General features: G+C 69.5%; 21 protein-coding genes. 9 read left to right on the top strand and 12 right to left on the bottom strand.

Annotated features, from left to right (window positions below):
* Positions 1–128: 128 nt before the first annotated feature.
* The 3 genes from ACIHAO_RS34405 to ACIHAO_RS34395 are packed head-to-tail and all read left to right on the top strand — an operon-like array spanning position 129 to position 3,556.
* Positions 129–929 carry an IclR family transcriptional regulator gene (locus ACIHAO_RS34405; protein WP_125782937.1) on the top strand — a complete coding sequence of 267 codons (801 nt, stop codon included), beginning with the start codon at positions 129–131 and terminating at the stop codon, positions 927–929.
* A 9-nt stretch (positions 930–938) separates the two neighbouring features.
* Entirely contained in the window at positions 939–1,871 is a 933-nt protein-coding gene (locus ACIHAO_RS34400; protein ID WP_396564992.1) for an AAA family ATPase, read from the top strand.
* Positions 1,868–3,556: a cobalt chelatase gene (locus ACIHAO_RS34395; protein ID WP_396564990.1), complete on the top strand. Its 1,689-nt coding sequence runs from the start codon at positions 1,868–1,870 to the stop codon at positions 3,554–3,556. Before ACIHAO_RS34400 ends, ACIHAO_RS34395 begins: the two co-directional genes overlap by 4 nt.
* Here ACIHAO_RS34395 and ACIHAO_RS34390 read toward each other — a convergent pair.
* A complete protein-coding gene (locus tag ACIHAO_RS34390) occupies positions 3,539–3,736 on the bottom strand; it encodes an Rv0909 family putative TA system antitoxin (RefSeq protein ID WP_396564988.1) in 198 nt (65 codons plus the stop codon). The two genes, ACIHAO_RS34395 and ACIHAO_RS34390, sit on opposite strands and share 18 nt — an antisense overlap.
* Positions 3,737–4,088: 352 nt before the next feature.
* Between ACIHAO_RS34390 and ACIHAO_RS34385 the strand changes: the two genes are divergently transcribed.
* Positions 4,089–4,604, top strand: a complete 516-nt coding sequence (locus ACIHAO_RS34385) for an OmpA family protein (RefSeq protein ID WP_396564986.1) — start codon at positions 4,089–4,091, stop codon at positions 4,602–4,604.
* Positions 4,601–5,824, top strand: a complete 1,224-nt coding sequence (locus tag ACIHAO_RS34380; protein ID WP_396564984.1) for a polysaccharide pyruvyl transferase family protein — start codon at positions 4,601–4,603, stop codon at positions 5,822–5,824. The genes ACIHAO_RS34385 and ACIHAO_RS34380 overlap by 4 nt, the downstream gene beginning before the upstream one ends.
* A 117-nt stretch (positions 5,825–5,941) precedes the next feature.
* Here ACIHAO_RS34380 and ACIHAO_RS34375 read toward each other — a convergent pair whose 3' ends face one another.
* The 5 genes from ACIHAO_RS34375 to ald all read right to left on the bottom strand — a co-directional run bounded on the left by ACIHAO_RS34375 (position 5,942) and on the right by ald (position 12,183).
* Positions 5,942–7,381: a sodium:solute symporter gene (locus ACIHAO_RS34375; protein ID WP_396564982.1), complete on the bottom strand. Its 1,440-nt coding sequence runs from the start codon at positions 7,379–7,381 to the stop codon at positions 5,942–5,944.
* Entirely contained in the window at positions 7,381–7,593 is a 213-nt protein-coding gene (locus ACIHAO_RS34370) for a DUF3311 domain-containing protein (protein WP_037339284.1), read from the bottom strand. The genes ACIHAO_RS34375 and ACIHAO_RS34370 overlap by 1 nt, the downstream gene beginning before the upstream one ends.
* Positions 7,590–9,251 (bottom strand): amidohydrolase, encoded by a 1,662-nt coding sequence (locus tag ACIHAO_RS34365; protein WP_396564979.1) that lies wholly within the window; start codon positions 9,249–9,251, stop codon positions 7,590–7,592. The genes ACIHAO_RS34370 and ACIHAO_RS34365 overlap by 4 nt, the downstream gene beginning before the upstream one ends.
* A gap of 112 nt (positions 9,252–9,363) precedes the next feature.
* Positions 9,364–10,827, bottom strand: coding sequence for a PLP-dependent aminotransferase family protein (locus tag ACIHAO_RS34360; RefSeq protein WP_396564977.1), 1,464 nt, complete (start codon positions 10,825–10,827; stop codon positions 9,364–9,366).
* Positions 10,828–11,067: 240 nt separating this feature from the next.
* Positions 11,068–12,183, bottom strand: a complete 1,116-nt coding sequence (gene ald, locus ACIHAO_RS34355) for an alanine dehydrogenase (protein ID WP_396564975.1) — start codon at positions 12,181–12,183, stop codon at positions 11,068–11,070.
* A gap of 177 nt (positions 12,184–12,360) precedes the next feature.
* On the opposite strand from ald, the gene ACIHAO_RS34350 reads away from it, so the two are divergent.
* From ACIHAO_RS34350 to ACIHAO_RS34340, 3 genes are read left to right on the top strand one after another with little or no spacing between them, the layout of a single operon-like run.
* On the top strand, positions 12,361–13,074 hold the full coding sequence (locus tag ACIHAO_RS34350; RefSeq protein WP_396564973.1) for a TSUP family transporter: 714 nt from the start codon (positions 12,361–12,363) through the stop codon (positions 13,072–13,074).
* 29 nt (positions 13,075–13,103) lie between these two features.
* Positions 13,104–14,303 (top strand): sensor histidine kinase, encoded by a 1,200-nt coding sequence (locus tag ACIHAO_RS34345; RefSeq protein ID WP_396564971.1) that lies wholly within the window; start codon positions 13,104–13,106, stop codon positions 14,301–14,303.
* Positions 14,291–14,938, top strand: coding sequence for a response regulator (locus tag ACIHAO_RS34340; protein ID WP_396564969.1), 648 nt, complete (start codon positions 14,291–14,293; stop codon positions 14,936–14,938). Before ACIHAO_RS34345 ends, ACIHAO_RS34340 begins: the two co-directional genes overlap by 13 nt.
* A gap of 449 nt (positions 14,939–15,387) precedes the next feature.
* Here the strand turns inward: ACIHAO_RS34340 and ACIHAO_RS34335 are convergent, their stop codons facing one another.
* Positions 15,388–15,519, bottom strand: a complete 132-nt coding sequence (locus ACIHAO_RS34335) for a hypothetical protein (protein ID WP_396564967.1) — start codon at positions 15,517–15,519, stop codon at positions 15,388–15,390.
* On the opposite strand from ACIHAO_RS34335, the gene ACIHAO_RS34330 reads away from it, so the two are divergent.
* Positions 15,518–15,712, top strand: coding sequence for a hypothetical protein (locus ACIHAO_RS34330; protein ID WP_125782913.1), 195 nt, complete (start codon positions 15,518–15,520; stop codon positions 15,710–15,712). The two genes, ACIHAO_RS34335 and ACIHAO_RS34330, sit on opposite strands and share 2 nt — an antisense overlap.
* Here ACIHAO_RS34330 and ACIHAO_RS34325 read toward each other — a convergent pair.
* Genes ACIHAO_RS34325 through ACIHAO_RS34305 form a run of 5 tightly spaced genes read right to left on the bottom strand, consistent with a single transcriptional unit; the run spans position 15,709 to position 24,469 of the window.
* A complete protein-coding gene (locus tag ACIHAO_RS34325; protein ID WP_396564964.1) occupies positions 15,709–19,020 on the bottom strand; it encodes a serine hydrolase in 3,312 nt (1,103 codons plus the stop codon). The genes ACIHAO_RS34330 and ACIHAO_RS34325 overlap by 4 nt on opposite strands.
* Positions 19,017–20,009: an ABC transporter ATP-binding protein gene (locus ACIHAO_RS34320; protein ID WP_125795572.1), complete on the bottom strand. Its 993-nt coding sequence runs from the start codon at positions 20,007–20,009 to the stop codon at positions 19,017–19,019. The genes ACIHAO_RS34325 and ACIHAO_RS34320 overlap by 4 nt, the downstream gene beginning before the upstream one ends.
* Positions 20,006–21,889 carry a dipeptide/oligopeptide/nickel ABC transporter permease/ATP-binding protein gene (locus ACIHAO_RS34315; RefSeq protein ID WP_396564961.1) on the bottom strand — a complete coding sequence of 628 codons (1,884 nt, stop codon included), beginning with the start codon at positions 21,887–21,889 and terminating at the stop codon, positions 20,006–20,008. The genes ACIHAO_RS34320 and ACIHAO_RS34315 overlap by 4 nt, the downstream gene beginning before the upstream one ends.
* A 1-nt stretch (position 21,890) precedes the next feature.
* On the bottom strand, positions 21,891–22,871 hold the full coding sequence (locus ACIHAO_RS34310) for an ABC transporter permease (protein ID WP_396564959.1): 981 nt from the start codon (positions 22,869–22,871) through the stop codon (positions 21,891–21,893).
* Entirely contained in the window at positions 22,871–24,469 is a 1,599-nt protein-coding gene (locus tag ACIHAO_RS34305; RefSeq protein ID WP_396564957.1) for an ABC transporter substrate-binding protein, read from the bottom strand. The genes ACIHAO_RS34310 and ACIHAO_RS34305 overlap by 1 nt, the downstream gene beginning before the upstream one ends.
* Between the last annotated feature and the right edge of the window lie 4 nt (positions 24,470–24,473).

The following is a 24,473-nucleotide window of genomic DNA, read 5'->3' as shown; positions in this document are numbered from 1 at the left end:
AGGCGAGAGTTACAAAAATCGGTACGTGGCGTTCCTGAAATCAGGATGCGACCGACGATAGGACGCGGATCGTCAAGCGTCAACGCCGGATTCTGAAAACCGAGACTCCATGTGCTACTTTCCGGAACATGGAGCTGCTTCGCGAACCCGATCCGATCAACGGGGACACGCCGACCATGCGGCTGTTCTCCCTGCTCGAGCTGATCGCCGCCAAGGATCAGCTGGTCTCCCTGCAGGGTCTCGTCGAGGAGACCGGCCTGCCGAAACCGACCCTGCACCGCATGCTGCAGCAACTCGAAGGCGCGGGCCTGCTGGTCCGCCAGGCCGACGGCCGCCACTACGGCACCGGCCACCGGCTGCGACGGCTCGCGGAGAACCTGCTCCTCAACGCGACCCACCACGGCGCCCGGCACGCCGTCCTGCGCCACCTCGTCGACGAACTCGGCGAGAGCTGCAACGTGACCACGTTGTCGGGCAACGAGATCGTGTACCTCGACCGGGTGGAGACGCCGGAACCGCTGCGGTTCTACCTCCGGCCCGGCTCACGCGTGCCGATCCACTGTTCGGCGAGCGGCAAGATGATCCTCGCGCAGATGAGCCCCTCACAGCGGCGGAAACTGCTCGCGCACGCGCCGCTCAAGCAGTACACGAACAAGACCATCACCGACCTCGACACGCTCGAGGCCGAGTTCGCCCGCATTCGCCGTGACGGCTTCGCGCTCGACGACGAGGAGTTCCTGCCCGGCCTGGTGTGCGTCGCGGTGCTCGTCCCGGGCCGCGCCAACCTCTGCGTCGCGGTGCAGGCGCCGGTCATGCGGCTGACCCCGGACAAGGCGCTCCAGACGCTTCCGGCGCTGCAGCGTGCGGCCGAGGCGATCAGCCGCGTCGACGCCGAGGGCGCGTCCGAACCGGAAAGTGTTCCGTCGTAAGGAGTTCTCATGGTCCCCGAGCTTCGGCTCCCGGTGCGCGACCTCTTCGGCATCGATTCGGATCTCGTCGTCGGCGCGTTCCGCGAACGCGGCGAGCACGTTCCCGAGATCGACGAGGCGTACCGCTTCAACCCGGACGTGACACTGGCCCTGCTCGCCGGGTTCACCCGCGACCGCCGCGTGCTGGTGCAGGGATTGCACGGCACCGGGAAGTCGACCCACATCGAACAGGTCGCGGCCCGGCTCAACTGGCCGTGTGTGCGGGTCAACCTGGACGGTCACCTGAACCGCCTCGACCTCGTCGGCCGCGACGCCGTCGTGCTGCGCGAGGGCAAGCAGGTCACCGAGTTCCAGGAGGGCATCCTCCCGTGGGCACTGCAGCGGCCGGTCGCGCTGGTGCTCGACGAGTACGACGCCGGCCGTCCGGACGTCATGTTCGTGCTCCAGCGGGTGCTCGAACGCGACGGCAAGTTCACCCTCACCGACCAGAACCGGGTCCTGCGGCCGCATCCGTCCTTCCGGCTGTTCGCCACCGCCAACACGGTCGGGCTCGGCAACCTCAACGGGCTCTACCACGGGGCGCAGCGGTTGAACCACGCGCAGATCGACCGCTGGAACATCGTGGCGTCGCTGAACTACCTGCCCGCCGCCGAGGAGATCGCGATCGTGCGGGCCAGGGTCCCCAGCGTTCCGGAACCGCTGGCGGCCTCACTGGTCGCGGTGGCCGCCTTGACACGTAAGGGTTTCCAGGTCGGCGACCTGTCCACACTGATGTCCCCGCGCACGGTGATCACCTGGGCGGAGAACATCGAGATCTTCGGTGATCCGGCGACGGCGTTCCGGTTGTCCTTCGTGAACAAATGCGACGAAGCCGAGCGCGCTCTCGTGGCGGAGTACTTCCAGCGCTGCTTCGACGACGAGCTCCAGCTGCTTTCGGCATGACGGCCGGGCAGACGGAAACTCGGCGCCGCCACCAGGTCGAGGAGCTGTGCGCGGCCGCGGTCCGGGCGCTCAGCGGCGACCCGGCGCTGCACTTCCGGGCGCGGCGCCTGCATCGGGGACGCGAACCGCTGCCGCTGCACGCACCGCATCTGCGTCACTCCGCCGACGACGACCTGGTGTCCTCACGCGGGATCGCGGACGGGATGGCGTTGCGCCTGAGGGCCTCGGACGCCGCCCTGCATCGAAGTCTCTGCCCGCAGGATCCGGCCGAACGCGGGATTTTCGAGCTGCTGGAACAGTTCCGTGTCGAGTCGCTCCCGCCCGCGGAGCTGCCGGGCATGCGGCGGAACCTTCGCCTTCGCCACCTCCGCTGGTCCCTCGAATTCCACCGATCCGGGCTGACCGAAACCGCCCGCGGGCTGTTGCTGTACACGGTCGCGCAGATCTGCCGGTCACGGATCACCGGAGAACCCGTGGTCGAGGAGACCGAGGACCTGATCGAGGCGACCCGATTCGCGCTGGCGCCGAGGCTGGGTCACGACCTCGCGGGGCTGCGACGGCACCGCACCGATCAGAAGGCGTTCGCCGAACACGCGCTGTCGATCGCCCGGACGGCCGGCGGACTGCTCACCGCGACCGAGCGGGACGCCGAAGACGACGGCGACCCCACCGACCCGCGCTTCAGCCTCCTGATCGAATTCGACGCGAGCCACGGCGATCAGATCCCGTCCGCGACCGCCGGAACCAGCCGTACGCTCGGTGAATCCGCGGCGACGTACCGGGTCTTCACCACCGCGTACGACCGCGAACGGCGTGCGTCGGACCTGGTTCGCCCTGGGCTGCTGGCCGAACTCCGGGAACGGCTCGACCGGCGTGTCGGCAGGCAGGGCGTCGGCCCGGGGCGGCTGGCGCGCGACCTCAAGGCGGTGCTCGCCGTACCCACCCGCGACGGCTGGGACGGCGGGCAGGAGGAAGGTCACCTGGACGGCCGGACTCTGGCGCAGCTGATCAGCTCTCCCACTGAACGCCGCATCTTCCGCACCGAGCGAATCGAACCGGTGGCCGACACCCTCGTGACGTTCCTGATCGACTGCTCGGGTTCGATGACCGCGCACACGGAACCCGTCGCCGCACTGGTCGACCTCTTCGCGCGCTCGCTCGAACTAGCCGGCGCCGCCTGCGAAGTCCTCGGCTTCACCACCGGCGCCTGGAACGGCGGCAGGCCGCGGCGGGAGTGGATCCGGGCGGGACGGCCACGGCATCCCGGCAGGCTCAACGAACGACTTCACGTCGTGTTCAAGGACGCCGAAACCCCGTGGCGCCGGGCGCGCCCCGATCTCGCGGCATTGCTGAAAGCCGATCTGTTCCGGGAAGGGATCGACGGCGAGGCCGTGGCCTGGGCCTGCGACCGGATGCGCGCGCGGCCGGAGGAGCGCCGGATCCTGCTCGTCCTCTCCGACGGCAGTCCCATGGACAGCGCGACGAGCCTGGCGAACGATCCGCACTACCTGGACGAACATCTACGGGAAACGGTGCCACTACAGGAGGACACCGTCGAGATCCGCGGGGTCGGCGTCGGGCTCGACCTCAGCCCGTTCTACCGCCGGTCCCGGGTTCTCGACACCTCGGTGACGTCCGGATACGCGCCGTTCCGGGACGTCCTCGAATTACTGACCCTGCGGTGAGTCCTGCTGCTGTTCGCCCTGCTGCTCGCCACCGGACTCGCCGAGGTAGTCCTTCGCCTTGTCCGCGGCCGAGTCGATCTTGTCGGAGTGATCACCGAATCGGGATTTCGCGAAATCGGCGGCCTTGTCGACGTGCTCTCCGCTCACCTTGTCCTTCATGCCTTCGAAGTCGATACCCATGACATCTCCTCACTTATTGTGAATACCGGAATGGAACTCCGGGACGCCGTCGACCGGCGTACACCCAACCATCAAAGTCCATTCGCGCTCCATCGCAACTCGAGCCGGACGGTTGGGTGAGTCTCGCGAACTTCACCTCATTTACCCTTTGCGGGTAAGGAAAAAGCACTCGACCACCGCGAACACGCATCGCCAGAGGTAGCTCACTCGGGTGGTTTTGCCGCCGCTCCACCGGGCCACGATTGGCGCGTTTAGCCCTTTCGTGTTCGTATCCCTGGGGTCAGCCAAAGCGGACACGGCCAAAGGGAGTTCGAACTTCATGCGCAGGAATATTGCCCGGACGGTAACGGGCGTGGCGATCGTGGCCGGCCTGGTCGCCGCGTGCGGCTCCGAGGGCGAGAACGGTGCGGCTGGGACATCTGGCGCGAATGGAACCGCTTCAAGCGCGGCCGCCGCGCCGTCCTCCGGCGACGGAGCCCCGGCTTCCTCGGGAGCCGGCACCGGAGACGCGGGTCAGGCAGGCGGCGAGGCGGCACAGAAGGTGACCGCCGCGATCCAGCAGGCGCAGCAGCAGTCGCCGATCACCTTCACCACGGAAAGCGCCGAACTGTCCGAGAAGAGCAAAACGGCACTCGGCGAGATCGCCAAGGCCATGCAGGGCAACGACGTCAAGATCACCGTCGCCACCCACGCGGGTTACCCCGACGCGGAAAAGTCCAAGGCTCTCTCCGAGAAGCGCGCGGAAGCGATCACCGCCGCGCTCGAAGGAGCGGGCGTGGCCAAGGATCGCGTCAAGACCGAGGCGACCGGCAGTGAGAAGGCGCAGGGCGATCAGGCGTTGAACACGCAGATCACCGTCGCACAGTGACCTACGACGGTAGCGCGGACGGGCGGAACGATCCGCCCGTCCGCGCTTGCCACTATCTGATCGGCCCGAGCGGTTTTCCCAACTACGGCGACGAACTGATCGCGGCGACGTGGCTGCGCCATCTGGCGCGCACGGATCCGGAGGCCGACGTCTGGCTCGACACCCACTCGCCGGGTCCCGCGCAACTGCTGCTGAACGATCTGCACCCACGCCTGCGTTGCACGGACACCCTGTGGCGGCTGTGCGGTGAGGCGCCGTCGGACGATCCGTGGGAGGTCGCGGGCTGGGTGCAGTCGGCGGTCAACGACCCCGGCCTCGCGCCGCGATGGGACGCGGGCATCGACCTGCTCGGCCGGACCGACGTGATCCACCTGATCGGCGGCGGCTACCTCAACGCGCTGTGGCCCCGGCATATCGGGCTGATCGCGGGCGCCGCGGCCGCCGCCCGGCGCTCGGGGGCCCGCACGGCCATGACCGGACAGGGGCTGACACCGTTCCCGCCCGGTGCCGTGGACCTTCTCCGGTCCCTCACCGACCGCTTCGACGTCGTCGACGTGCGCGACGACCCTTCGGCCGAACTACTCCCCGGAGTCGTCCGGACGTGCGACGACGTCTTCCTCGATCCGCCCGAGCCGACGCCCTCCGCGCAGGCGCGCGAATTCGTCCTGTGCATCCAGTCCGACATCGGCGCCTTCGAACCGTCGATGCTCGCCTCCCAGGTGCTGGGCCTGTTGCGGGCGTGGGAGGTCCATCCCGAACAACTGGCGATCCTCGAAGGGATCCCTCGGATCGACCGTGCCGTTCCGGCGCTGCTGGAACACGAGATCGCCGGCGCGGAGTTCCACCCGTTCCGCGACATCTGGCGCACCGGGCTGCCGTCGGCGCCCGGCCAGACCTGGATCTCCAGCCGGTACCATCTGCACCTCGCCGCCGCGGCCGCCGGAGCGACCGGTCTCGCGGTCAGCGTGTCGCGCGGGTACTACACGACCAAGCACCGCAGCCTGATCGATCTCGGCTCCGGGTGGACCTCGTTCGACGCCGAGGCGGGCGGGACACCGGACCGGCCGACCGGGACCGGGTTCCCGCCCCATGTCCTCAGGCGGTGCCGCGACCTGAAACGGTCGGTCGCGGAGGCGGTGTACGGACGCCAGGCGGCCGAGCCCGCTCAGCCCGCTCCGCGACGCCTCACCCTGCGCTCGTGGCGGACCCGGTCGAGCTAGCCGTATCTCGCGTGCTTGAAGCCGTAACTCGCGTGATCCGGGGCGTAAGACACGCGGTGCGAGAGTTACGCCTCCAATCACGCGAGTTACGTCTCTGATCACGCGAGATACGGCGTGTCACCCGCTGAGTGAGGGCACCGCCTCGGTGTCCGGGGCGCTTTCGGCCGACCGTGCCACCGGGATCCGCGCCTGGTCCGGCGCCATCAGGCTCCAGATCAGCACCACGGCCAGGTTCACCCCGAGCGACACCAGCCCCGCGTTGACACCACCGAACGTAGCGCCGGTGACGTACAGGACGATCGCGGTGATCACCCCGGTGACCATCCCCGCCGCGACCGCGGCCGTCCGCACCCGGCGCACGAACAGGATCGCGAGCCAGCCGGGGACGACCTGCGCCAGCAGGTTGTAGGTCAGGTTCAGGATGGTGAGCATCAGCGTCGAGGCGACGAGCGTCAGTACCGCCGCCAGCACCAGGAAACTCGCCACCGCGACGACGGTCCACCGGCGCTGCGCCGCGGCGGGGATGTTCGGCGCGAGATTGCGGCAGACCATCCCGCCGATGGTGAGCGCGGTCGCGGCGAGCACGAGTACGCCCGACAGCGCGGCGCCGGCGGCGACGAGGCCCAGCAGCCAGTCGGGCAGCAAACCCTTGGCGGTCACCATGAACACCGTGTTCGGATTGTCCAGATCCGGATGCGCGCGCACGCCGTAGTAGGCGGCCAGCACCAGGAACGGGTAGATCAGCATGTACATCGGCATCCACACGGTCGAGCTCTTCACCGCGCGTTCGGAACGGGCCGGGAACACGTACGCCCCACCGAATCCGAGGTAGAACACGACGCTCTGGAAAAGGATCGTCGTCATCGCGAACGTCAGATCCGAACCGCCCATGGTGGTCTGGGCCGCGCTGAGCACCTCGGGTCCGCTGACCTTGGCGGTGCCGCCGGCGGCGAGTACCACCGCCACCCCGACGAGCACCACGCCGACCAGCATGAACACGTCCTTGAGGATCGACACGAACGCAGGTGACCGCACTCCGGAGACGGCGATGTAGACGAACGCCACGATGCCAGCCAGCACCACGCACTGCAGGGGATCCAGCCGCAGCCCCAGATTGCTGAGCACCACCTGGAGACCGATGAACTGGTACTGCCCCCACGGGACCAGCGCGATCAGCATCGTGACACAGGTGATCAGCTCGAGCCGCCTGCTGCCGAAATGCCGTCCGAACACGTCCGGCACGGTCATCGCGTCGTACCGTTTCGCCGCCCGCCACACCAGCGGAGCCAGGAAGTAGCCCAGCGAGTACGCGAGCAGGATGTAGCCGAGGAACCAGATCCCGTAGCTCGCGCCGTTCGCGTAGATCCCGCTCGGGAAGCCGATCATCGTCCCGATGCTGTACACCTCGCCGACCGCGAGGAAGTACACCAGCCACGCCGGGAACGACCGGCCGCCGACAAGGAACTCGGAGATCCCGCCGCCACGGGTGGACCGCCCGGCCCACACCGCGAGCCCGATCGAGCCCGCCATCACCACCGCCACGATCGCGATCAGCATCAGTCGTCCTCCGGGTAGTGGGCACGGTCGAAGAAGCGCCAGCTGATCCACAGGCACAGCGTGGTCAGCGGGCAGCAGCAGAACACCCAGAAGAACAGCACCGGGATACCGAGCACCGATGCCGTCGATCCGGACAGCAGAAGAATTCCCGCCAGCAGGGCGAAAGCGGGAACGAACAGTCCGATGAGGACACTCGGCCAGCTCCGGATCATCGATGTGCTCCCGTCGTCCCGCGCCGCCAGACGACCTCACCGCCGCTGACGGTGGCGTCCACGGTCAGCTCGCGGATCCGGTCGGGGTCGATCGTGGTGGGGTCCCCGGACAGCACCGCCAGATCGGCGAGCTTCCCGATCTCCAGGCTGCCCTTGATGTCCTCCTCGCCCGCCAGGTATGCGGCGTCGATCGTGTAACCCCGCAACGCGGCATCGACGTCGACCGCCTGCTCGGGGCCGAGCACCTTGCCCTGCCTGGTGATCCGGCGGACGGCGCACCAGATCCCCTCCAGCGGCGGCACCGGGGTCACCGGCGTGTCCGAATGCAGTCCGAAGTGGATTCCCCGCGAGCGGGCCGAAACCAGCGGGCTGATCCGGCGCGCGCGTTCGGGCCCGAGGAAGACGTCACGATGCCGGTCGCCCCAGTAGTAGACGTGTTTGACGAAGAACGACGCGAGGACGTCGTGGGCGGCCATCCGGTCCAACTGGTCTTCGCGCACCGTCTGGCAGTGTTCGATCCGGTGCCGCCTGCCGGTGCCGCGCGGCGAACCCAGCCGCGAGTAGCCGTCGATGATCGCGTCGATCGCCGCGTCCCCGTTGCCGTGCACGGCGACCTGCCAGCCTGCCGCGTCGAGCGCGGCGATCCGGCGGCCGAGGTCGGCGGGTTCGAGCAGCATCATGCCGTGCTCGTCCGGGTCGCAGGTGTAGCCCTCCGCGAGACAGCCGGTCTTGCCCTGGATCGACCCGTCCGCGACGATCTTGACGCCGGTCATCGCGAACTTGTCGTCCGCGGCGCCTTCCGGAGCTTCCGGTTCACCCTCGTCGAGGCCGGGCAGCAGCCCGTCGAACAGGTATCCGCGCACCCGGACACGCAGTTTCCCGGACCGCCGCAGCAGTGCGTACGCCTCGAGTTCCGCCGCGCCTCCGATGAGGCCGATTCCGGTGTCGTGCACGGAGGTCACGCCGTTGGCGAGGTATTCCTCGTCCGCCAGGAGCAGGGCTTCGGCGAGTTCGCCGGCGCTCTGGCCGGGCAGCCGGGACGTGACCAGGAAGGCCGCCGTCTCGACGAGCACCCCGGTCGGCTCGCCCCTGGCGTCGCGCACGATGAGCCCGCCGGGCGGATCCGGTGTCTCGGCGGTGATCCCGACTTCGCGCAGGGCGAGCGAGTTCGCGGTGCAGAAGTGCCCCGACACGTGGGTCAGGACCACGGGATTGCGGCCGGAGACGGGGTCGAGGTCCGCGCGCGTCGGGTGACGGCCGTCCGCGAGCAGCGTGTCGTCGTACCGGAAACCGCGGATCCACTCCCCCGGTCCGAGATCCTTGGCCGCCTGGGCGACCCGGCCGGCGATGTCGGCGATGGTGTCGTTGGGCGGGCTGCCGGCGTCGACAGGCGCGGCCAGCGTCATCCCGAAGAACGCCGGATGGTTGTGGGACTCCACGAAACCGGGGATCACCGTGCGCCCGGCCAGGTCGAGCACGGTGGTTCCCGGCCCGATCAGCTTCGATACTTCGCGTTCGGAACCCAGCGCGGTGACCCGCCCGCCGCTCGCGGCCAGCGCGCGGACCCTTCTCCCCGCCGGGTCGAGGGTGAGCACGGTGCCACCGAGCGCGACGAAATCGGCGGCACCCCGGGGATCTTCTCGAACGAACTCCACCACACGGACCTCCTGGCGACGTGTCCTGGCTCACGAAGGATCCCCAGACAGTGCGGCACATCTGGCCGCCTGAACAGGTCCAGAACGCTCCGGTGCGGTGGTACCAGTTGTGCGTTCAGCCGCCGAGGAGATCGCGGCAGGCCTCACCGAGCAGCCGGATACCGGGGTCGATGTCGCGCAACGGCACGGCCGCGAAGCCGATCCGGAAGTGGTTCCGCGGCGGGCTTTCCCCGACGAAGAAGATGTCACCGCGCTCGATCAGGACGCCGTCGCGCTCGGCACGGTCCATCAGCGCCCGGCAGTCCAGTTCGGACGGTCCGGTCATCCAGAGGCTGACCCCGCCGGGCGGGTACGCCATCTGCGCCCACGGCAGATGCTCGGCGACCGCGGCCCCGGTCGCCTCCCATTTCCGCATCAGCTTCGTGCGATAGCGCCGCAGGGAACGGTGGTACTCGCCGCTGTCGATGAGCAGCGCCAGTGCCCGTTGCAGGTGACCGGGTGGATGCCGCAGTACGTACCGCCGGATCTCGCGCAACTCCTTCACCAGTTCGCGGGGTCCGACCAGGTATCCCAGCCGCAGACCCGGTGACAGGAACTTGGAGAAGGTGCCGAGGTAGATCGCGTCGCCGGTGCCGTCGAGCGCCTTGAGCGCGGGCGTGGGGCTGCCGTGGTACCGGAATTCGCTGTCGTAGTCGTCCTCGACGAGCACCGTGCCCGCACTCGCGGCGAGATCGAGCAGCCGTCGGCGGCGGCCGATGCTCAACGTCGCGTTCGTCGGGTGGTGGTGGCTCGGGGTGAGGTAGAGCAGATCGACACCGTCGAGCGTCTCCGGCGGTCGCAGGCCACTCTGATCGACGTCGAGGCCGCGTAATCCGGCGCCGGTGCGCAGGAAGATATGCCGGGCGTCGAGGTACCCCGGGTTCTCCATCGCCACGACGCTGTCCGCCCCGAGCAGCGCGCGGCCGAGCAGGTCGAGCCCCTGCTGCGAACCGACGGTGATCAGCACCTCGGACGGATCGGCCTCGATCCCCCGCGCGGTGAGCAGCTGACGGCAGATCAGGTCGACCAGCATCGGGTCGTCGGAGCCGACGCTGTCCTGCAGGCTCGGGAACACGTGCGGCCGGTACAGCGCGTCACGCAGACAGCGGGTCCACGACCTCGCGGGGAAGGCCGTGACGTCCACCTGCCCGGCGAGGAACGGATACGGGTAGGTGTGCCAGTCCACGCGTTTCTCGACGTGCGGCACGCCGGCGTCCGGATACCGGCGCACCCGCGCGCTCCAGTCGATGGCCGGGCTGGTGCCCCGCTCCTGCACCGCGCAGTGCGGCCGCATCTCCGCGTTGATGAACAGCCCGCTGCGCTCGCGGCTCTCCACGAACCCTTCGGCGACCAGCTCCTGGTACGCGAGGTTGATGGTGTTGCGGGAAACGCTCAGTTCGGCCGCCAGCTCACGCGAGCTCGGCAGCCGGTGGGCCGGGTCGAACGTGCCGATCGCGATGCCGTGCTCGATCGCGCGTCGCACCTGCCGGTAGAGCGGCTCGGCGGACGTCCGGTCGATTTCGATCAACGTTCGCGGCAACGGCACCTCCCTCACGGCGACTCGGCCGGGATCCGAACCTAGCTCCAGATCCCGGCCGGCACCAGCTAGCTGTGCCTCTCAAAGCGCGCTTTCGGATTTCCGCAGCCGGGCCGCGAGATCAGCTGTCCGCTCACTTGGCCGTGTCAGCGGCCCGCCTCCGCAAATCCGAGGCCTCCGGCCGAAGAGAACGCGCGCGCGTGCCCTCGCCCAGCCTCCCAACTTCAGTCTGGGAGGCACTACCTAACCGAGCACGTCGTCGAGCGCGACCGAGCCGATTCCGAGCGCCTCGCCGACCGGCGCGGACGTCAGCCGCCCGTCCACCGTGCTGACCCCGCCGCGCAGCTCCGGGCACCGCGCGACAGCCCCGGCGAGGCCGTTGTTCGCCAGCTCCAGCGCGTAGGGCAGCGTGACGTTGGTCAGCGCGTACGTCGAGGTATGCGGAACGGCGCCGGGCATGTTGGCGACGCAGTAGAACACCGAGTTGTGCACGGCGAACGTCGGTTCCGCGTGCGTCGTCGGCCGCGTGTCCTCGAAGCAACCGCCCTGGTCGACGGAGATGTCGACGAGCACGCTGCCCGGCTTCATCCGGGACACCAGCTCGTTCGACACCAGGCTCGGCGCCTTGGCACCGGGCACGAGTACCGCGCCGATCACGAGATCCGCTTCGAGCACGGCCTCTTCGATCGAGTACGCGTTGGCCGCGGCGGTGCGGATCCGGCCCTGGTACATGCGGTCCGCGGCACGGAGCTTGTCGACGTTCTTGTCGAACAAAACGACGTCGGCCCAGGTCCCGGCCGCGCCGGCGACCGCGTTCATCCCCGCGACACCGGCGCCGAGCACGACCACTCGCGCCGGGGCCACGCCGGAGACCCCGCCGATGAGCACCCCGCGTCCACCGTTGGCGCGCATCAGCGTCTGCGCGCCGACCTGCGGGGCCAGCCGCCCGGCGACCTCGCTCATCGGGAACAGCAGGGGCAGCGAACCGTTCGGCAGCTGCACCGTCTCATACGCCACCGACGTCGTGCCCGCGTCCAGCAGCGCCCGCGTGCACGGCTCGCTCGCGGCGAGGTGCAGGTAGGTGAACAGCAGCTGGTCGTGCCGCAGCCGGTGGTACTCCTCGGCGATCGGCTCCTTGACCTTGAGCACGAGCTCACCGGTCGCCCAGACGTCGTCGGCGCTGTCGAGTACCTTCGCCCCGGCCGCGGCGTAGTCCTCGTCGCGGAGGGACGACCCTTCCCCGGCACCGCGTTCGACGAACACCTCATGCCCGGCCGAAGTGAACTCGTGTACGCCCGCAGGCGTCACCGCGACCCGGTACTCGTGGTTCTTGACTTCACGAGGGACACCGATCTTCATCTCACGCTCCCGTCTGTTCCAAAGGCAGTGACGCTGAGCGTGCGGCACGACTGGAATGGCAAGAAGGGCCAGAATCCGCGCGATCGACGGGTCCAGTTCGCGGTCATAGCCACGAGCTATGAGGTGCTCGTCAGGCACCGGCTACCGCCGCGTGCGCACCGGCCGCACCATGGCCGGGTGGGAACCCTGGCCATCACTTCGCTGGCGGCGGCGGCCGGGGTCGTCGCCCAGCGCCTCTCCGGTATGGGGCTTTCCCTGATGTGCGTGCCGTTCCTGGCGCTGACGCTCGGCCCGCTCGACGCCGTCCGGCTTACCCTGCTGCTCGGTTTCCCGGTCTACCTCGCGGTCGCGATCACGCATCGGCGGGCGATCAGATGGGCACAGGTCGCCTGGCTGACGGTGCCCGCGGTGGTGTTCACCCCAGTCGTCGCGCTCCTGGTGCGCAACGCTCCCGAACGTCCACTGCTGCTCGCCGCGGGCGGTTGCTGTGTCCTCGCCGTCGGCGTGCTGGCGAGCGGAGTCACCAGCAGACGGCTTGCAGGGAGGACGGGTGCGATCGGCGCGGGCGTGCTGAGCGCGGCGATGAACTCCGTCGCCGGGCTCTCCGGCCCCGCCGTGGCGGTGTACGGGGCGAGCGCGGGCTGGGGCGCGGACGAGACACGCGGGACGCTGTCGATCTACTTCTTCCTGCTAGGCCTGGTCGCGCTGCCGAGCCTCGGCTGGGTGGAGGTGCCCGTGAGCGTGCTCCTCGCCGTCGCGGGCTCGGCTCTCGCGGGCGATCTGCTGGGAAGGGCGCTGAGCCGCCGCGTCGGCGACCGGTCCGTCCGCTGGTCGGTCCTCGTCCTCTCGGCGGCCGGTGGCGTGCTGACGCTGGGGCACGCCGCGTTCTGAACCGATGGCCCGGATGGGAGACTGTCCGGGTGATCACCCGGCTCCGGTCCTGTTGGTCCGCGATCCGGTACCTGGCGGTCGGCGCGGCTTCTTCGATGGTCGACTGGTTCGTTCTCGTCGGCATGCTGTTCGTGCTGCTGATGTGCCCGTTCGGCGTCGGGATCCCGGCGGTGCCGCACGCGCTCAAGCTGATCAGGTACCCGGTCAACTTCGAACGCCGTCGCGCCGCGCGCCTGCTCGACGAGCCGATCCCCGAGCCGTACCGGTCCGGGAACCCGGTGACCGATCCGGCCTCGCGCCGGGACCTCGCGTGGCTCGCCTTCCACGCCGCGACCGGTTTCATCATCGGCATCTTCGCCATCGCCTTCCCGCTCGGCGGGCTGCGCCAGGTGGTCACCGCGTTCATCTGGCCGATGGTGCCCGGCGGAGTGCAAAGTTCACTCGGCTTCATGGTGACGTCGTGGCCGATGGCCGCCCTCAGCCTGATCACCGGGGTCGGCATGGTCGCGCTCGTCTTCCTGTACCCCCGCTTGGCCCGGTGGCAGGCGTCCATCGCGCGCAAACTGCTCGCGCCCGCACCCGGTGTCGTGCTGACCGACCGCGTCGTCGAACTGGCCGCGTCGCGTGCCGCCGCGCTGGAGGCGCACGGCGCCGAACTCAGGCGGCTGGAACGCGATCTGCACGACGGGACGCAGGCGAGGATCGCCGCGGTGGTACTGCAACTGGGGATCGCCGATTCGCTGTTCGACAGGGATCCTCAGCGGGCAAGGGAATTGCTGGGCAAGGCGCAGGACACCGCGACCGGCGCCCTGGCCGAACTGCGCAGCGTCGTACGGAGCATCTACCCGCCGCTGCTGACCGACCGCGGTCTCGACGGTGCCGTCACGGCGCTGGCCGATCGCTGCCCCGTTCCGTGCACAGTGGACGTTCTGAGCAGCAGCCGCCGCCCCGCCGCGGTGGAGGCGGCCGCCTACTTCGTCGTCGCCGAAATGCTGACCAACATCACCAAGCACTCCGGCGCCGAACACGCCTGGATCACCCTCAACGGCACCGCCGAAACCCTGCTCATCGAAATCCGCGACAACGGCCACGGCGGCGCCGACGAATCCGGCGGCTCCGGCCTGTCCGGGATCCGCAAGCGCGCCGAGGCGTTCGACGGGACCTTGCAGTTGTCCAGCCCCATCGGTGGGCCGACCGTACTGAAAGTGGAGTTGCCATGCGGGTCGTGATCGTCGAGGACGACGCGCTGCTGCGCGAAGGCCTGGTGATGCTGCTGAACACGTCCGGCATCGACGTCGCCGCGGCGGTGGACGATGTGGACGAGTTCCTCGAACTGGTCACCAACGACCGTCCCGACGCGGTGATCACCGACGTCCGGTTGCCGCCGACCCACACCGACGAAGGTCTCCGCGCCGCCGTCAAGGCGCGGAAGATGTATCCGGGACTGCCCGTGCTCGTGCTGTCCGCACACGTCGAAACCGGCTACGCGGCGGAACTTCTGGCCGACGGCAAAGGAGCGGTCGGGTACCTGCTCAAGGAGCGGGTCGGGAAGGTCGAGAAGTTCCTCGACGCGCTGGACCGGGTCGTCAAGGGCGGGACGGCGATGGATCCCGAGGTGATCACCCAGCTGATGGCGCACCGCCGGGCGACCGACCCCCTCGAAGGGCTGACCGCGCGCGAGCGTGAGGTGCTCGGGCTGATGGCGGAGGGCTACAACAACACGACCATCGCCGAACTACTGGTGGTGAGCGACGGCGCCGTGCACAAGCACATCCGGAACATCTTCGCGAAACTCGGGTTGCCGGAGGACAGCGGGCATCGGCGGGTGCTGGCCGTGCTCGCCTACTTGAGCGGGAAACGTTAAGCGCCCGTCAGGCTCTCGTGCCAGGTGGTCGCGAATGGAGCGTTGAAGTACATGAAGGTCGAGTTTCCTCGGCTCAGCCGAGGAAAAGGGCCTTCACGCGCTGTCGTCGCGGTGGGTGGTGCCACTGAGGCTCAAGGTGGCGTTCCGGGCCCGCCCTCTTGGCCCTGACAGTCCGGGTCACTCACGACCGCCCGGCCAAGATGTCGCGAAAGCCACTTTCGGGACATCCAGCGTCCCGTACGCGGACTGGTATTTGCTTGCCCACGCTTGACCAGGGCGAAGGTGAAGCGTCAGCGGCGGCGCGTTTCGGGTGTGGAGGATTCGGGACGTTGGACGTCCTGAATCCTCCACGCTCGGATCACACGACCACCTGGCCTGTGCGAGGGTGACGGCTGAGCGTGTGCCGGGTGTCGACGATGCAGGAATCGGGACGTTGAGTGTCCCAATTCCTACATCGTCGAAGGGAGTTCGCCGAGCCGGGCAAGTTCCCAGAACGCGTCGCGGGGTAGCGCCAGCACCACCCCGCGACGGGGGTCACTCCCCTGTTCGCCCGGCCCGCCGTTCCATAACGTCTTTCCCATGAACGACACCAAGAACGCCGGCGGCACGATGGTCACCGCTTCCCTCTGGCTGGTCCTCCTCGTCAGCGCCGCCGCCAACTCGATCGGACAGTTCGCGGGGATGGACTGGACCCTCCGCATGATCGCGGGAGGCGTCTCGGTCGTCTGCATCGTGCTTCTGGTCATCCGTTACGTGGCAAGGCGCCGAAGCTAGACCTTCGGTGTCGCACGCACTCCGTGGTGCACGTACGGCTCCCCGGTCGGCAACGTGTAGAAGGTGACCGGCATCCAGGTCCGCGCTCCCGGCTCACGGCAGACGTAGAGCGAGTCGGTCACCGGGACCAGGTCGAACTCCTGCGTCTTCTCCGGCACGAGTTCGGCCAGCGGTCCGGTGACGGTCTGCCGGAGCCGGAGTCCGTCCCCTTCGGACAGTACCTCCATCGTCACGCCGGCCCGTTCGTAGACACCGACGTGCCTCGAACCGTCGACGGTGACCGGTGTCGCGGGCGGCTCCAGCGGCCGCGGCATCGCCACGTCGGCGAGTTCGGCGAAGATCTCGCGGTACAGCTCCTGGAACAGGTCGCGGGTGTTGCCGCCGTTGGTGAGCAGGGTGACGGCGAGCCCTTGATCGGGCAGCAGCCGCAGGAACGCGGACTGCCCGATCGTGTTGCCGTCGTGGCCGATGACCCGCCGTCCGCTCCAGTCGTCGCGGATCCAGCCGAGACCCCACGAATCGCCGAGCGAGTGCTTGTCGGGGATGTCGGCCTGCTTTTCGGCCATCGCGGCGACGGACGCCGTGGTCAGGATCCGCTCGCCGGACGGCGTCAGGCCGCCGGTCAGGTGCAGGCGGGCGAAGCCGAGCACGTCCTTGGTGGTGGCGGTGATCAAACCCGCCGGGCCCATGTTCCTCGGCAGGCCCCAAATCGGTGCGGGCCGCGGTTCCTCGTCCTCACCGGCGACGTGACCGACGGCGGCGCGGAACATCAGCGCTTCCTCGGGCAGCGTCACGGTGTGGGTGAGACCGAGCGGGGTGAACAGCTTCTCCCGCATCGCCGCGTCCCACGTCTGCCCGGTGAGCTTCTCGATCACCCGGCCCATGAGCACGAAACCCGAGTTGCAGTAGGAGAAAGTCTCGCCGAGCGGATGGTTCTGCGCGGCCTGGTCGAGGATCTCGACGTAGCGCTCCAGGGTGTCGTCGCCGCGCCCGGTGTCGGTGAAGACGTCTCCGTCGATCCCGCTGGTGTGCGTCAGCAGATGCCGCATGGTCACCTGTTTGGCAACGTCCGGATCGGCCAGCCGCAGTTCGGGGACGACGTCGGAGATCGGCGCGTCCAGGTCGAGGAGTCCTTCGTCGACCAGCTGCATCACCACGGTCGCGGTCCACACCTTCGAGACCGAGCCGATCTGGAACACCGAGTCTTCGGTGACTTCGACGCCGGTCGCCGTGTTCAGCACGCCGTGGGACACATGGGTCTCCGTGTCGTCCCCGATCCGCATGATGCCGAGCGCCGCACCGGGAACGCCGTATTTGCGCGCGAGTTCGGCCAGCCGCCGCTGCCAGTGCGCCGCCTCGATCGGCACGCGGGACACCCCGTCCGCCGGGGCCGCGTACTGCTCGACCCATTCGAGGACGCGCCGGTTGAAGTCGACGCGGTGCGAGGGCGGTCCGTCGAGGATGAACAGATGCGAGCCGCCCGGGTACAGCACCAGCCGGGTCGGGACGCCACGCGCACGCAGCGCGCCGAACCACTGCTCGGCCTGGCCGACCGGGCAGCGCTCGTCTTCCGCGCCCTGGATGACCAGGGTCGGTGTCCGCACCTGGTCGACCTTGGCGAACGGTGAGAACTTCGCATAGTCCCGTGATTGGTCGCCGATCTCACGGAGGGCCAGGTAGTACCCGGCGTCGGAGGTGCCTTCCATACTGGTCAGGTCGCTGACAACGCCCCCGGAGACTGCGGCGGCGAAGCGGTTGTCGCGGCTGGTCAGATAGCAGGTCATGAAGCCGCCGTAGCTGTATCCCGCCACGGCGAGCCGGTCGGCGTCGGCGATCCCTTCAGCGACCAGGTGGTCCAGCGGTTCGAGGAAGTCCGCGGCGTCGGCGACACCCCAGCCGCCGACGGCGCCCGTGTAGAAATCCTCGCCGTAGCCGTCGCTGCCGCGCGGGTTGAGCAGCAGCACCGCCCAGCCTCGCGCGACGAGCGCCTGGTGATAGAGGTGGATCGAGTCGGCCACGCCGTTCCAGGCGTTGTGCGGGCCGCCGTGGATGTCGAGCAACAGCGGCGCCGCCTCTGACCTGGCGGGGTCACGCAGCAGCCAGCCATGGACGACGGTGCCGTCCGCGATGGTGAATTCCCGCTCCTCGTGGCGGAACAGTTCCACCTCGGCGACCGAGGCGCCGTGCTTCGTCCGCACGTCGACGGCGCCGGTGGCCTGATCGACGACGGCGATCTCGCCGAACGAGCTGGCCGTGGCGAGAACCACCACGATCCTCCCGCTCGCGGTGTCCATTCCGGACACGACGCGGTCCGCGCCCGCCAGCACCGCGCGCGGATTTCCGCCGTCGGCGTCCACTTGGTACAGGTGCGTGCAGCCGCGGTCGCGGAGAGCGAACAGCACGGAACCGCCGTCCGCGGTCCGCTTCGGCAGCGCGCCCGGATAGCCGGCGCCGCCGGGCATCACGCTACGGTCCAAAGTGGACGCCAGGTCCACGGGGTCGCCGCCGTCGAGCGGGACCCGCAGCAACCCGATGTGGCCGACTTCGGTGTCGACCCGGCCTGCCACCAGGAGTTCGCTCCCGTCCGCGGTCCAGGTGACGGTTCCCACCATGCCCTCGCCGGAGCCGATCAGCCGCGGTTCTGCGGCCTTCGTGGTCACGTCGAGAACATAGGCGCCGGAACGGAAGGTCAGGTCCGCGTCGGCGTCCCGTCCGGCCGGGAAGCCCAGGTGCGTCCCGTCGGGTGACCAGGCGGGGTCGCCCGCGTGCCAATCGCCGAAGGTCACTTGCCGGACCTCACGCGTGGCGACGTCGAGAACGTGCAGATGCTTGCGGATGGTCTTGATCAGCCCGGCGCCGTCGGCCTTGAAGTCCAGCCGGTCCGCCACCACCGGGGCGTTCGGCGCGGGTTCGCCGCCCGCCGGGTCGGTCGCGGCCGAGAACGCGATCTTGCCGCCGTCGGGGCTCCAGACCGGGGCGCCCGCACCGAGCGGGAGTTCGGTGATCCGTTCGGCCTCGCCGCCCGACGACGGCAGGAACCACACCTGCGGCGGGCCGTCCTCGGCACGGAGGAACGCGATCCGCGTGCCGTCCGGAGCCCACATCGGCGCCAGGTCGGCGGTACCGCGCGTGAGCTGCCGCGCTTCGCCGTCGGTCGCGCCGACCTCCCACAGCGTGTGCTCGTTCCGGTCCTCGTCGCGGTTCGCGGTGCGCAGGACGTAGGCGATCCGGTCGCCGTCCGGCGACAACGCGGGCTGGCTGGGGACGGCGATTCCGTACAGGTCGTCGAGACCGAGACGTCGGGTCATGATGCGGTCGCTCCTCGGGGGATCGTGAGCCGTCGGCTCTCGTTTTCGCTGAAGTGGCAGGCCGCCGAATGACGCCGGTGTGCCGCGTCGTCGGCAGGGTCCGCCTGGAGGCAGAGTTCTCGGTCGGCGCGGACGAGCGGACCGACCGGGCAGCGGGTGTGATAGCGGCATCCGGACGGCGGGTGGTGCGGGTCGGCGGGCTCGGTGTCCGCGGTCGCCTCGTCCGCGCCGGTGTCGAACAGCGACGTGTGCGCGGAAGGCGCCGCGGCGAGCAGGTCGCGCGTGTACGGATGCTGCGGGTCGCCGAGCACTTGCTCGGCCGGACCCACCTCGACGATCCGGCCGAGGTACATCACGGCGACGATGTCGCTGAGATAGCGGATCACCGCGAGGTTGTGCGAGATGAAGAGCATCGACAGGCCCAGCCGCCGTTGCACGGACCGGACGAGGTTGAGCACCGCGCCCTGCACGGAGACGTCGAGCGCGGAGGTGATCTCGTCGGCGATCAGCACGTCGGGCCGCCCGGCCAGCGCACGGGCGAGCGCCACGCGCTGACGCTGACCGCCGGAAAGCTGCCCCGGCAGATGACCAGCGCGTTCAGGATCGAGGTTCACCAGCTCCAGCAGCCGGGCCACCTCCTCCCGGCGCGCCGCGCGACCGGGGAGCACGCCACGCGGAATCGCTTCGGTGATCGACTCCCCGATGCTCATCCTGGGGTCCAAAGAGGAATACGGATCCTGGAACACCATCTGCAGTGGAGGGCGCCGGGGCAGCTTCCGGACGTCGACCCCGCCCAGCAGGACCCGTCCCTCGCTGATCGGCGAGAGCCCGACGGCGGCACGGGCCAGCGTCGACTTCCCCGAGCCCGATTCACCGACGAGTCCGACGACCTGTCCGGAAGGGACGGTCAGCCCGACCCGGTCGACCGCGGTGAGTCCACGCCGCCCGCCGTACCGCACGCTCACCGTGTCGAAGACGAGATCGCTCATTCCGCACCTCCGGCGGTCACGGTTTCCTTGGCGGGCAGGGAAAGCGGCGCCGGGTGCCAGCACGCGACGCGATGCCCGGGTTCCACGCGCTCCAGCACCGGGTCTTCGAGACGGCACCGGTCGGTCACCGCGGGACACCGGTCGGCGAAAGCGCAGCCGTTGGGCACACGATCCGGTTCCGGCGGACGGCCGGGAATCACCGCGAGCGGCGCGTCACGATCGGTCTCGAGGTCGAGCGTCGCGGCCAGCAGAGCCCGCGTGTACGGATGCCGCGGCGTCCCGGCCGACGGCAGGTCCTCCACCACCCGGCCCGCGTACATCACCAGCATCCGCTCACACGTCTGCGAAACGACCGCGATGTCGTGGCTGATCAGGATGATGGCCGTGTCGCGTTCGGTCCTGGTGCGCGCCAGCAGCCGCAGCAACTGCCGCTGCACGGTGACGTCCAGCGCCGTGGTCGGTTCGTCGGCGATGATCAGCTTCGGATCTCCCATCAGGCCCATGCCGATCATCGCGCGCTGCCGCATACCACCGGAGAACTCGTGCGGGTACTGCCGCGCACGCCGTTCGGCCGCCGGGATCCGCACCGCACGCAACCGGTCCACGGCTCGTTCGAAGGCCTTGGCGCGTGGGAGTCCCTGATGCTGTTCGGCGACCTCGGCCAGCTGACGGCCGATCCGCCTGGTCGGGTTGAAGGAGGTCATCGGATCCTGGAACACCATCGCCAGCGACGTGCCGAGCAGGCCGCGCAACTCCCGTTCCGGTGTCGTCAGCAGGGGTTTCCCGGCGAAGTCGAGCCGGTCCGCGGTGACCACGGCCGGTGCTTCGACCAGCCGTGACACCGCCAGGCCGGTCAGGCTCTTCCCCGAACCCGATTCACCGACGACGCCGATCGCCTCGCCCGCGCGGACGGTGAAGCTCACACCGCGCACGGGAACGGTCCAGCCAGACGGACGCGGGAACGCCACTTGGAGGTTCTCCACCACCAGCACGGCGTCGTCGTCGCGCTCACAGGACTCCCGTGCCGGGGAGACCGGCCGTGGCGCGAGTTCGCGCAGCCCGGTCCGGACGCCGATCACGCCTGCCACGGCCTCGCCGACCAGGTTGAAGGCGAGCCCGGCCAGCACCACCGCGACGCCGGGCGCGAGCGCGGCCGCCGGATTGACGTAGATCCCGTTGAGCCCTTCGCCGAGCAGCCGTCCCCAGTCGTAATCCGGTGCCTGCACACCGATGCCGAGGAACGACAGCCCGGAGAACGCCAGCAGGCAGGCACCCGCGCCGATGGTCGCGTTCACCACCAGCGGTTCACCGATGTTGGGCAGGATGTGCCGCACCAGCAACCGGATCCGGCCGACGCCGGAGATCCGCGCCGCGGACACGAAGTCCTGGCCCGCCACGGAAGCCGACAGCGTCTGCGCCAGCCGCGCGAACGCCGGGGCGAGCGCGAAACCGACCGCCAGCACGGCGCCGTGTGTCCCGACTCCGAAGATGACCGAGAAGAACAGCACCAGCAGCAGCCCGGGGAACGCGACCGCGATGTTCACCGCCGAGGTGACCAGCCGGGCGGCCGGCCGGGGCAGCAGCGAAGGCAGGGTGCCGAGGACGAGCCCGGTCACCACCCCGATCACCGTCGCGAGCAGCGCCAGCAGCACCGAAAGCCGGGTCGCCACCAGCACACGGAAGAGGATGTCGCGGCCGAGGTCGTCGGTGCCCAGCCAATGCGCGGCGGACGGGCCCTGTCCGATCGCGTCCGTGTCGATCGCGAAGGCGTTGTCGTGCCACAGGACCGGGGCCAGCACCGCGAGTGCGATCACCACCAGCAGCAGGGCCGCCGCGAACCCGCCCACCGGGGTGCGCAGGGCCGCGAACCATTTCGCCATCTCAGTTCTCCCGGATCGTCGAACGCGGATCGAGGACGGCCAGCAGCACGTCCACCGTCAGATTCACCAGCAGGACCCCGATGCCGTAGACGAGCACGATGCCCTGCACCAGCGGATAGTCCTTCTGCAGGATCGACTGCGCGATGGTGGAACCGAGACCGGGCCAGGCGAACACGTTCTCCACCAGCACCGTCCCGGCGACCATCCCGGTCAGCATCAGGCCGCCCATGGTCAGCGTCGCGGTCAGCGCGTTCGGCAGCGCGTGCCGCAGGTAGACCAGCCGCGCGGGCAGCCGTTTCGCCCGCGCGGTGCGGATGAAGTCGTGGCCCAGCACGGAAAGTGTCTCCACCCGGACGATGCGGGAGAGCACCGACGCCGGACCGAGCGCCAGCGCGATCACCGGGAGCACGAGCGAACCCGCCCCGTCGCTCCCGGCCACCGGGAACCAGCCGAGCCGCACCGCGAAGAACGCGACCAGCGCGACCGCGAGCAGGAACTCCGGGATGGCCGCGAGCAGCACGGTCGTCGACGTGAACGCCAGCTCGCCGCCCCGCCGCCGTCCGCCGCGGGTCAGCACGGCGAACAGGAGGCCCAGCGGGATCGCCACCGCGATGACCACCGCGAAGGCGGGCAAGGCCAGCTGGAGGGTGGCGGGCAGCCGGTCGCCGATCACCTCGGAGACCGGCTGCCCGCTCGTCATCGACGTCCCGAAGTCACCGGTGACCACTCCGCCGAGGTAGCGGACGTACTGAAGCCACAGCGGATCGTCGAGGCCGAGTGCCGCCCGTCGCGCGTTCACCAGCTCGACCGGCGCGGTCAGCCCGAGCGCCGCCCGGACCGGGTCGCCGGGGATCAGCTGGATCATCAGGAACGCCGTGGTGATCAAAACCCACAGCGAGACCGCGAACCGGCCGAGACGGCGCACGGCGAACGACAGCCAGGGACTGCCACGCAACCCGGACGGGGCGACCGCGACCGCCATCAGCCGTACATCCGGATCGACGACGGCTCGACCGAGCCGAAACTGACCTTGAATCGCGCGTTGCTCCCGAAGGTCGGGATGACCGAGTTGACATAGGGCACGACGTCCAGCCGCTCGATGAGTGCCGTTTCCGCCGCGAGCCAGGTCGCGCAGCCCGAATCACCCGGCATCCGCGCCGCCTGCGCGGCCTGCGCCGTGTACCGCTCGTTCTCGATATGCGCGAAGTTCGTGCCGGCGGGCGGTTTCGGTCCCGAGACGAACGGGACGGCCTGGCTCGGCAGCAGCAGGGTCACCGGCGCGAGCGAGATGTCCCACTCGCCGGTGTTGAAGAGCACCTGGCTGGTTCCCGGGCTGTCGAGGCCCTTGAGGGTGACCTCCACGCCGGCGGCCTTCCACGACTGCTGCATCAGCTCCGCCGAGGGCGCCATCGTCGGCCCCACCTGGCTGCCGTAGATGGCCGTCAGTGCGAGGCGCTTGCCGTCCTTGACCCGCACGCCGTCCGCTCCCGGCTTCCAGCCCGCCGCGTCGAGGCCCGCCTTGGCGGCGGCGACGTCGAACGCGGGAAGCTTCCCGCTCACCGCGTCGCCGGAGCACGCCCTGGGTTCGGTGGTGACCATTCCCTGACTGGGCGCCCCGGAACCACCGGTGAGCACTTTGCCGATCTGGGGCAGGTCGAGTGCCTGCACCAGCGCGCGGCGCACGGCGAGATCGGCTCCCGGGCGACCGGGCCCCTGGTTGAAGAACATCTCGCCCATCGGCACGACCTGCTCGCCGTGATACAGCTTCTGGGCGCGCAGGCGCTGCTGGTCCTGACCGGTGATCCTGGCGCTGTTGAGCTCACCGGACAGCAGCAGGTTCGCGGCGGTCGTGGTGTTCTGGATGACCCGGAACACCACCTTCTCCGGCAGCCCCGGCTGCTCACGCTGCCACTCCCCCGGTCCCCACGCGTAGTCCTTCCGCCGGGTGAGGGTGTAGTGGTCGTTCGGGACGATCTCGGTCATGGTGTACATGCCGGTGCCGTACTTCCCCTTGGCCAGCGCCTGCCGGTCGGTGACGCCCTTGCCGCAGACGATCGGCAGGCCGCCCACGTTGCGCAGCAGGAACGCGTCCGGTGCCCCGCTGGTGACGGTGACCGTCCTGGCCGCGTCGTCAGCGGTGGCCTTGGTACCCGGCGCGATCGCGAGCCCTGCCATCGGGGACTTGTTAGCGGGGTCGCCGATGAAGCCGATGTTCGCCGCCACGTCGCTCGCGGTCAGCGGCGTGCCGTCGTCACAGGTGATCCCGTTCCGCAGGGTGAAGGAGGCCGTGGTCGTGGTGGCCTCCCACTTCTCGGCGAGCCCCGCGATCGGTTTGCCGGTGTCGTCGAGGTTCACCAGGCTGTCGTAGAGGAAGCGGCCGATGTCCAGCGCGACCGCGAGCACGGTCATCGCCGGATCCAGCGCTCCCGGATCGGAGCCGATCGCCATGGTGAAGGTCCTGCCTTCGACCGGTTTCTGGTTCGCGGTCCGGTCCTGTCCGGATTGCGACGTCCCCCCGCACGCGCTCACGGTCAAGGCCACCACGCTCGTGATCGCGGCGGTGAGCCGGGCTTTCTTCATGCGG

Origin of the sequence: Amycolatopsis sp. NPDC052450 (assembly GCF_044547565.1) — a bacterium.
In the GTDB taxonomy this organism is placed as follows: domain Bacteria; phylum Actinomycetota; class Actinomycetes; order Mycobacteriales; family Pseudonocardiaceae; genus Amycolatopsis.
The sequence above is the reverse complement of the archived record's forward strand: the minus strand, read 5'-3'. Positions and strand labels throughout refer to the sequence as shown.